Origin of the sequence: Dongia deserti, assembly GCF_003574735.1 — a bacterium.
Lineage (GTDB): Bacteria > Pseudomonadota > Alphaproteobacteria > Dongiales > Dongiaceae > Dongia_A > Dongia_A deserti.
In genome coordinates, this window is the sequence record NZ_QORW01000002.1 from 438,408 (window position 1) to 445,086 (window position 6,679).

Genomic DNA, 6,679 nt, shown 5'->3' on the forward strand with positions numbered 1-6,679 from the left:
TCAGTTGACGACAGGCGGTGTCACGCGGCTGACAGTGACCTCGCTGCCTTCCTTCTTGCGGATGACGCCGTAGACCACGCCGGGCTGGCTGTGATCGAAAGCGATGCCCTGCCCGGCGATCTCGGCCGGGATGGTGCCGACCCATTTCAGCTCCGAGCCTATCGTGGGCAGATCCATGATATAGAGTTCGGCATTGTCGTGGCCCGTGACGTAGAGCTTGCCGTCCGGGCCCCAGGAGCCGCCGGAATTGCTCATGTCATCGAACTTCTCTACCAGCGCGTCCGGAAATACCCAGGCTTCGGCCACGCGCCAGTTGGCGTCGAAGCGCACGAGCTGCGTGTTGTACTTGTTGCCATAGGCGAGCGGACTCTTATCAGACACGCGGTCGTAGTTTGCGAAGGCGCCCCACCAGATCCCGTTTGCGTCGCGGTCGAGCCAAGTGAGCGAGCCACGCGCGCTGCCGAGACTGTGGCTTTCGATGTGCTTCATCGTCGCGGCGTCCCAGATCTCGATCGAACTCGTCATCGGCCATGCCGGATAGTTGGAATGAGCAGCGTACAGCTTGCCATCTACTACTGCCGCGCTGTCCAGGTGGATCGTCAAACCATCCGCGTCGCCCTCCCACTTGGCGATGAGGGCGCCGGTCTTCTTGTCGTATTTGGCGATCACCGTGTTGTCGACGGCGTAGAACGCATCGGCATCGACGCCGACGCCCTGGCGTGCTTCCTTGATCTGAAAGCGCTGGATGAGTTCGGACGTGCCCATCGGAGGACCCGCTTCCTCGGCAAGCGCCGGCAGCTTGGCGAACATGAGAACAGCGAAGGAAAGCCAGCGAAAGCCCACCATCGGACAGCCTCCTTGAGGACTCATTCCATGGCCCGGTTAGCGCGGTGCCCCGGCCAGAGCGACGACGCCCGCGCGACGATTTGGTGAATCCTAGCGCTCGCGCCCGCAGGGCTCGCAATAGCCTTCAGACACCTACGGTTCCTCCCGTCGCGGCGCGGCGCGGTGGACAGCGCTCCGCACAACAGGCGACGAGACGCGCTGTTACGGACATGCTGGTTTTCTGGATCGGATGCGTGTTCGTTGGAGTTGGTTGCGGGGAAACGAAACAATATTCATGGACCGGCCGATCTCTGGCTCACGCCCGTCGTGTCGCTGCTGCTGGCCGCCTGAGCGAGCAGGAAAGCTAGTTACATTCGTTCTCAACCTTGTTAATAATTAAGACCAGAAAGAAGAGCGCGTTGCGGGTTCAAAATCCGTCGCGCTCTTTTCGTTTTTAGCGAGGCAAAGAATGGCGAAGAGAGCAAGAGTAGGCAGCTGGCCGGGGCGGACACCGAACCTCAGGGGCGCGGTCAAGTACACCATTGAACCAGAGACCTTTGATGCCCTGGATGAGGGCATCAAAGGTCTCTACGACAAGCAGGAAGACGGCTCGTTCCGTCTGAGCGTCGAGGGCGCTACCTCGAAGGCCAAGCTCGACGAGTTCCGGGAGAACAACCTCTCTCTCGCACGAGAGAAAGATCGCATGGCCCAGGAACTCAGCAAGCTCGTTCCGCCCGAGAAGGTGAACGAGATCGCCGAACGTCTCGCGCAAGAACGCACCGAGCACCTGAACCAACGTCTCACCCAGACGCTGGTCGAGAAGCACATCGCCGCCCTCGCCGGCACCTCCGGCGTGCGGCCCGAGGCACTAGAAGACGTAATGCGGCGTGCCCACGATGTCTTCAAGGTGGCCGGCGACGGCAAGCTCGTTCCGCGCAGCGCCACGGGCGACGACCTGAACGATCCGTCTGCGCTGCTCAAGCCCGAAGAGTGGCTGTCCTCCCTGAAGACCACGCATCCCCACTACTTTGCCGCATCGAACGGCGGCGGCAGCACCGGCTCGTCTCGTGACTCGCACGGCCGCTTCAAGACCGAATCCAAGATTCGCTTCAAGGAAGACCTAGTGAGCACCGCGGCCAAGAGCGCGTTTATCCGCGAACACGGTTTCAAGGCCTGGGAAGAACTGCCGCTGAAGCACAAGCCGAACCCGTATCAGCAGTGGCAGAAGAAGCACGGCAAGGAGCAGCAGGAATGAGCCGAGCGAAGGCGAGACTATTGAACACACTCAAGCTGAACAGGAGCGATTTGAACATGAACAAGAGCAGCAAGCGCACCCGGACAGCGTCCGATCCCAGAGCGCAGACGATAGGCGTCGGTCCCGGCACGCCGAAGCAGCCGCGCAACTGGAGCAGCATCGATCCTCGGACGCGCAGCATCGGCGTCGGACCGGGAACGCCGAAGAAGAAGCGCGAGCGCCGACGCTGAAGTGCACCCGCGCCAGGACCTGCCGATGCTGCTGGGCCTAACGGTGCCCGAGACCGTGCGCTTCCTACGAGAGCACCACGACCGCGTGGCCCGGATCAAGCGCGGCAAGGAGGTCTGGTTCACCGAGGAGCACGTGCAAGAACTTAAGGTTCTTGCACAGACTTGGCTGGAATCCCGGAACACCAAGCCCGGGCTCCCGCCCCCGCCCCCCGGCACGATTCGCGGTATCTGCAACGTCGCCCGGGCGCTAGGGCTTAAGCCCTACATCACGGAGCAGTTCCTGCGGGACCTCGACGTCGAAACAAAGGACGGCGTCACCAAGGGACAGATCGACGATCTCAAGTCCGTCGTCGATCTCTGGCTCGCCGAGCGTCGTCGCGACCAGCAGCGGACGCTCGTCGCCGAGCGCGAGCTGCGGCAGCTGGGTCGCGGACTGATCAAGGCGGTCGGTGAGAGAAACAGGAACGCGCTCAACGACAACGACGCGAAGGCGCTGCTGGCCGAGGAGCGCCGGCAGCTGGTGGAACAGCGCAAGCTCCGCAGGTGCCTGCGCTGCGGCAAGACCTTCTTGAGCTGGCACGTCGGCAACCGGCTGTGCACAGGCTGCGGCGGCGTCGGAGACGCCGGGATGGAATAAGCATGGAAGATTCTCAAGTGCGAATAGTCTGGATCTGGATCTATGAGCGGGGCGGCGAGGACGTGGCGCAGGTGTCCTTCGAGTTCACCGGAACGACCGACACGGCCGACACCGTGACGTTCTCCGTTGCCGTGCCTATGAAGGCGCTGCTGAGCGTTAATCGGTTCTGCAGTGTATTACTGCAGAACCGATTAGACCTGACCGGGTCGGAGAAGCCTCAGGACCTCTACGAGGTCGATCGGCTGGACCGCATCATCCGCGCGCTGGAGAACGTTCACCCGAGAATCTGGTTGAACATGGTGCGCGCCGCGCGCATCCACAGCGCCAACGCCGTGCTGGACAACCGCATTCACTCCTGGATGTGCGGTAACGGCCAGGACCCGAGTGGAGATGACGCGGCGTGATGACGGCGCAACAACACGAGTGGGCGATCATAGAATTGCAGGGGTTCGAAGCCTACAACGGCGGCGTCAAGCGGCGGCAGTGTCCCTATGACCGAAATTCGCCCGCGTCGTTCTACTGGCAGGCCGGCTGGTTCAACGGCCTGACCTTCGAGCTGTACCGCCTGCGACCCTGGCCTCTAGAGGCCACGGCGACGGTTCATTAGTCCCTCTGCTCGGTTCTACTCTCGGTACGAAGGCTAAAGATACTTAGCTTTCGTTCGGCATCTTTAGCATTCGCTAACCCCACCGCATCATGCCTTGACCGCCGTTCGAGTCGGTCTTAAGTAATCAGCGCGCCCAGAGAGGCGCATCCCCAGAAAGAAGAAAGGCGACCGTCATCGGTCGCGACCTCTGTCGAGCATGGTGTTCGGCGGATGCAACTCTTTTTGAGGAAACACGAACATGGTTAAGGCTAAGACTACTAAGACCAACACCAACATCGATCGGATCATCGGCATCGCCGCTGATCACTCCGACGTGCTGGAGGCCGTGGAGAAGCACAAGAATACCTACGGGTTCGACAAGCTTTTCGCGATGCAGTTTGCCCTCGGGCAGCCGCATCCGGGTTGTTATGACGCGTCCGAAGGATTGGAGTTCGACGTCGAGTACAAGCAGTGCCTGATCAAGCTGCGCGACATCGCGCACGAGCGCGAGGTCTGGTTCTACGAAAACGAGGAGGCCCTGGCGCTCGCCGCGTACGTCGACGCTGAGGTCAACCGGCACGCCGAGTACCACGCTTGGCTGGACGGCAACTAAGGAGGTGCGGTGATGGGAAACCGTGTGAAGGCCTTGTTTGTGTTCGTGAACAGCACCGAGAAGGTGCTGGCCAAGGCATGCAAGTTCTTTAGCGTCGATGACATCAATCTGATCGTCGCCGCCAGCCGCGTTTTCGGTACCAGCCTTAGGCGCGTCAACATCCTGGACGAACAGGCGGTGAAGTTGAAGGCGCGCGGGCAGCTGCAGCGGCTGAACAAGATGGCAAGACAGCAGGGGTATCACTTCCATCGCGAGGTTCTCGCGATGGGTCTGATGGTCTTTTTCAACGCCATCGTTGCGGATAAGCGTCAACAGAAGCGCTAACCGGGAGCGGCGGCGGCCCGATCTAGGGTTGCCGCCGTTTTCACAATCTTCGAAGGTGTTGGCAAATTCTCGAAAGGCGGTCGAACCACCGGTTTATAATTGCGGAATGGATAGACGATTGATCCTGGTAGGCGTGCTCGGCCTGATCTGCGCGCCTGCGGTTGCGGACGAGCAGATCACCATCAGGCCGGGCTTTCGCGATCGTTGGATCATCGAGGATGATGTCGGCAGGAACCTGGGCACGATCAGGCGTCTCAACGACCGCACGCTGGTGATCGAGGATATGAACGGGCGCGACATCGGGACGATTCGCGACGACCACGAGATCGACCTGGGCCGCTGCGGCGACGAGCGCGCGCCGCTGAGTTGCCTGTTCGACGGCGAGGACGAGGATGACTGACCGAGCGCCGATCGTGGCGGCGTATGCGCGTTACTCGACTCTCGGCCAGAAGGAAGCCTCGATCGAAGACCAGCTGCGCAACTGCCGCGCCCATGCCGACCGACAGGGCTGGGCGATCTCGCGCGTGTTCGAGGACCGGGGCATCTCCGGCACCGTCACCGACAGGCCGGGCTATCAGGCGATGTTGGCCGCCGCCCGGGCCGCGCGGTTCGACGTGCTGATCGTCGATGACCTGAGCAGACTTTCCAGGGATAAGATCGAGTTCGGCCGCCTGATCCGCGAGCTGAAAAGCCGGGGCATTCGCGTCATCGGCGTGTCAGATGGCTTCGATAGTCTGGCCGAGAGCGCGGACGTCCAGGAGGGCGTGCGCGGCATCATCAACTCGGTCTTCATCAAGGACCTAGCGAAGAAAACTCATCGCGGTCTGATGGGCAAGGCACTCAAAGGCGAGAACACGGGCGGCCGGACCTATGGTTATCGTACGATCATCGAGGAAGACCCGGTTCGGAAGGACGCGGACGGGCGTCCGCTGATCACCGCCCGCCGGTTGGCGATCAATGACGAGCAGGCGCGCTGGGTTCGCCAGATCTTCACCTGGTATGCAGACGGCTGGTCTCCGCAGATGATCGCCCGCAAACTTAACGAGCTGGGAGTACGGACCGCGCGCGGCGGCAGCTGGTCGCACACCGCTATATACGCGGCCGAGGGCAAGGTCGGCTTTCTCAACAACGAGATCTACATCGGCAAGCGTCGTTGGAACCGCGCGACGTTCGACGAGGTGTATGACGACCCGCGCAACCCCGATCGGTTCAAGCTCGTGCGGCGCGAGAAGTCGGAGTCGGAGTGGGTGGTCAACGATGCGCCGGAGCTGCGCATCGTTGACCAAGAACTGTGGGATAAGGTGAAGGCGCGGCAGCAGCAGACGTACGACGCTGGCAGAAAGATCAAGGAGGCGCTGCACGCTCGCGCGCGGGTTGGCGGCGGGCCGAAGCACCTGTTCTCAGGTGTGCTGAAGTGCGGCGTCTGCGGCGAGAACTACGTCGCCATCAGCAACGGCAAGTACGCGTGCAGCAACCACCGCAATCACGCCGGCTGCTCTAACGGCCTGCGCGTCAAGCGCGACCTGTTGGAGCGCCGGCTGCTCTACACGCTCCGGCACGACCTGTTCACGCAGGAGCACCTGTCGGGTTTCGCCGAACGCGCCAAGAGGCTGGCCGCGGATCAGAAGCGCGAGCGGCGCAAGGCTGAGCTGATCAGGAAGACGCGGCTGATCGAGGTCGAGAAGGAAATTGGCAACATCCTCGCCGCGCTCAGGCAGGGCATTATCACGGGATCCACGAAGGCGGAACTGGAGAGATTGGAGTCGGAGCGCGATCAGCTTCAACGCGTGTCCAACGCTGGGATGACGATGGAGACCGTCGTCGAGGCGCTGCCGTCGCTGGTCGAAAGGTATAGGCGGAAGCTGGCCGGCGTGGAAGACTTCGACGCCGACGACATCCCTGCCCTACGGCAGCTCATCGCCAGCGTTACAGGCGGCGAGATCAAGCTCCATCCGAGCGCCAACGGTTACCTGCGGGCAGAGGTGCGCGGGCATTATATCGGGCTCTATAAGGACTGGGAGATGTGGGACGAGACCCTCTGGTCTACCGTGGGCGGACCGGTCAGCGGCTTCGGATGGTGGTCCAAGAATGTGGTTGCGGGGAGAGGATTTGAACCTCTGACCTTCAGGTTATGAGCCTGACGAGCTACCGGGCTGCTCCACCCCGCGATCCAGGGATCAGGTATCAGTAATCAGGTATCAGAGGGTTT

The 6,679-nt window shown here is 61.8% G+C and carries 10 protein-coding genes and 1 tRNA gene; 9 read left to right on the top strand and 2 right to left on the bottom strand.

From position 1 onward, the window contains the following. The gene (locus tag DTX69_RS05070) at positions 1-846 is read right to left on the bottom strand and encodes a cycloisomerase (protein WP_119300407.1); all 846 of its coding nucleotides are present in this window, start codon (positions 844-846) and stop codon (positions 1-3) included. 448 nt (positions 847-1,294) lie between these two features. Between DTX69_RS05070 and DTX69_RS05075 the strand changes: the two genes are divergently transcribed. From DTX69_RS05075 to DTX69_RS30945, 9 genes are all read left to right on the top strand, one after another. After that, positions 1,295-2,080 (top strand): hypothetical protein, encoded by a 786-nt coding sequence (locus DTX69_RS05075; RefSeq protein ID WP_119300408.1) that lies wholly within the window; start codon positions 1,295-1,297, stop codon positions 2,078-2,080. Between the two features lie 56 nt (positions 2,081-2,136). Further along, positions 2,137-2,310, top strand: a complete 174-nt coding sequence (locus DTX69_RS05080; protein WP_162916680.1) for a hypothetical protein — start codon at positions 2,137-2,139, stop codon at positions 2,308-2,310. A 25-nt stretch (positions 2,311-2,335) separates the two neighbouring features. Then, positions 2,336-2,947, top strand: coding sequence for a hypothetical protein (locus tag DTX69_RS05085; protein WP_162916682.1), 612 nt, complete (start codon positions 2,336-2,338; stop codon positions 2,945-2,947). Between the two features lie 2 nt (positions 2,948-2,949). Continuing rightward, a complete protein-coding gene (locus DTX69_RS05090; protein WP_119300411.1) occupies positions 2,950-3,351 on the top strand; it encodes a hypothetical protein in 402 nt (133 codons plus the stop codon). Further along, a complete protein-coding gene (locus tag DTX69_RS05095; protein ID WP_162916684.1) occupies positions 3,348-3,554 on the top strand; it encodes a hypothetical protein in 207 nt (68 codons plus the stop codon). Before DTX69_RS05090 ends, DTX69_RS05095 begins: the two co-directional genes overlap by 4 nt. A gap of 238 nt (positions 3,555-3,792) precedes the next feature. Then, the gene (locus DTX69_RS05100; protein WP_119300413.1) at positions 3,793-4,146 is read left to right on the top strand and encodes a hypothetical protein; all 354 of its coding nucleotides are present in this window, start codon (positions 3,793-3,795) and stop codon (positions 4,144-4,146) included. Between the two features lie 12 nt (positions 4,147-4,158). Continuing rightward, the gene (locus DTX69_RS05105; protein WP_119300414.1) at positions 4,159-4,470 is read left to right on the top strand and encodes a hypothetical protein; all 312 of its coding nucleotides are present in this window, start codon (positions 4,159-4,161) and stop codon (positions 4,468-4,470) included. Between the two features lie 106 nt (positions 4,471-4,576). Further along, on the top strand, positions 4,577-4,870 hold the full coding sequence (locus DTX69_RS05110) for a hypothetical protein (RefSeq protein ID WP_162916686.1): 294 nt from the start codon (positions 4,577-4,579) through the stop codon (positions 4,868-4,870). After that, positions 4,863-6,605, top strand: coding sequence for a recombinase family protein (locus DTX69_RS30945; protein ID WP_407643972.1), 1,743 nt, complete (start codon positions 4,863-4,865; stop codon positions 6,603-6,605). Before DTX69_RS05110 ends, DTX69_RS30945 begins: the two co-directional genes overlap by 8 nt. Here the strand turns inward: DTX69_RS30945 and DTX69_RS05125 are convergent. After that, positions 6,562-6,638: transfer RNA gene (locus DTX69_RS05125), tRNA-Met, on the bottom strand. The two genes, DTX69_RS30945 and DTX69_RS05125, sit on opposite strands and share 44 nt — an antisense overlap. Positions 6,639-6,679 lie beyond the last annotated feature (41 nt).

Excerpts from the sequence above, each read along its gene's own strand:
- DTX69_RS05070 (WP_119300407.1), bottom strand. The coding sequence starts at position 846 with ATGGTGGGCTTTCGCTGGCTTTCCTTCGCTGTTCTCATGTTCGCCAAG.
- DTX69_RS05075 (WP_119300408.1), top strand. The coding sequence starts at position 1,295 with ATGGCGAAGAGAGCAAGAGTAGGCAGCTGGCCGGGGCGGACACCGAAC.
- DTX69_RS05080 (WP_162916680.1), top strand. The coding sequence starts at position 2,137 with ATGAACAAGAGCAGCAAGCGCACCCGGACAGCGTCCGATCCCAGAGCG.
- DTX69_RS05085 (WP_162916682.1), top strand. The coding sequence starts at position 2,336 with ATGCTGCTGGGCCTAACGGTGCCCGAGACCGTGCGCTTCCTACGAGAG.
- DTX69_RS05090 (WP_119300411.1), top strand. The coding sequence starts at position 2,950 with ATGGAAGATTCTCAAGTGCGAATAGTCTGGATCTGGATCTATGAGCGG.
- DTX69_RS05100 (WP_119300413.1), top strand. The coding sequence starts at position 3,793 with ATGGTTAAGGCTAAGACTACTAAGACCAACACCAACATCGATCGGATC.
- DTX69_RS05105 (WP_119300414.1), top strand. The coding sequence starts at position 4,159 with ATGGGAAACCGTGTGAAGGCCTTGTTTGTGTTCGTGAACAGCACCGAG.
- DTX69_RS05110 (WP_162916686.1), top strand. The coding sequence starts at position 4,577 with ATGGATAGACGATTGATCCTGGTAGGCGTGCTCGGCCTGATCTGCGCG.
- DTX69_RS30945 (WP_407643972.1), top strand. The coding sequence starts at position 4,863 with ATGACTGACCGAGCGCCGATCGTGGCGGCGTATGCGCGTTACTCGACT.